Raw genomic sequence first — 1,238 nt, forward strand, 5'->3', positions numbered from 1 at the left:
CGTGGCGATCGCCCCCGGCGTCGATCCCGCCTCCGTCGAGGCCGACGACGACGCCCGCCGCGTCTGGCTGGCTCCGGGCTTTCCCGAAGTCGGCGCCGGACCGGCCCCAGCGCCCACGACCGGACTGATCAGCCTGATCCGCCAACTGGACGCCGAACTGCCCGACGGCGCGCCGCTTCGCATCGTCGCGCCCGCCGTCATCGACGACGCCGACGCCCAGCGCCCGATCCTGACGCGCGAAGTGGAGTGGACCCCGGCCGCCCAAAACCGCGCGCCGTCCACGCTGGCCGCTCCCGCTCCGCCGCGCCTCACCGTCCGCTTCGACGCCGAGGGCGAAGCCGCCGTCCGCTACCTCCGCGCCGCCGCAACCGCCTGGACCGAGGAGGGCGAAGACCCCGCCTTCGAGCCCGCGGCCGTCGATCGGCCCGTGCCCCGCGATGCACAGAGCATCGTCTGGCTGTCGACCTCTACCCCGCCCCAGGCCGTCATCGACCGGGTCCGGTCGGGCGCCACGGTCCTGACCATGGGCGACCTGCGCTTGCCCGTCGATGGCGACCTGCGCGCGGTCTGGGTCGATGCCGACGGCGTGGTGATCGCCTCGGAGGGTCGCATCGGGCAGGGCCGTGCAGTTGTCCTGTCCGGCGCCCTGACGCCGCAGGATCTGCCCGCCCTGCTCGAACCCGACTTTCCCGACCGCCTGTGGACCCTGCTCACGCCCCCGCCCGAGCCGACCCGCGTCGCCGCCGCCGACCATGCGCCCCTGACGGGGGCCGCGCCCTACACCCAGCCGCCGCTCGATCTGCGCCCGTGGCTGGCCATCCTGATCGCGCTCGTCTTCGCCGGAGAGCGCTGGCTGGCCACCCGCCGTGCCCGAGGGTCCGCGCCATGACGGCGGTCCCCCTGCTGCTCCAGCCCCAGCGCCGGGCCCAGTGGCGCGCCCTGTTCGACACCGTCGCCCTCGGTCTTCCGGCTGCGCTCGTCGTCGGCGTTCTGGGCTGGCGCGTCGCGGGATGGGGCCTGGCGATCCTCCTCGCTCTCCTGACCCTCGCCGCTGTGGTCGGCCTCGGCGTGTGGCGCGCCCGCCGGCTGGACCAAAGCTGGCTGATCCGGTCGCTCGATGCGCGCCTCGCCGCCTTCGAGGACAGCGCCGCCCTGCTGTTCGCCGATGTTCGCGCGCTGGACGGGTTCCGCGCCCTCCAGCGCCGTCGCCTTGAGGCTCGCGCCGGAGAGGCGGCAAG

At 75.1% G+C, this 1,238-nt stretch carries 1 protein-coding gene and 1 pseudogene; both read left to right on the forward strand.

From position 1 onward, the window contains the following. Positions 1–889 (forward strand): hypothetical protein (locus IP78_RS15550; protein WP_054112100.1); only part of this gene is annotated, 889 nt, incomplete at its 5' end. Next, positions 886–1,238: pseudogene (locus IP78_RS12985) on the forward strand (DUF4175 domain-containing protein); the annotation flags it as partial. The gene IP78_RS15550 and the pseudogene IP78_RS12985, both read left to right, overlap by 4 nt.

Source organism: Brevundimonas sp. AAP58 (assembly GCF_001295975.1).
GTDB lineage: Bacteria > Pseudomonadota > Alphaproteobacteria > Caulobacterales > Caulobacteraceae > Brevundimonas.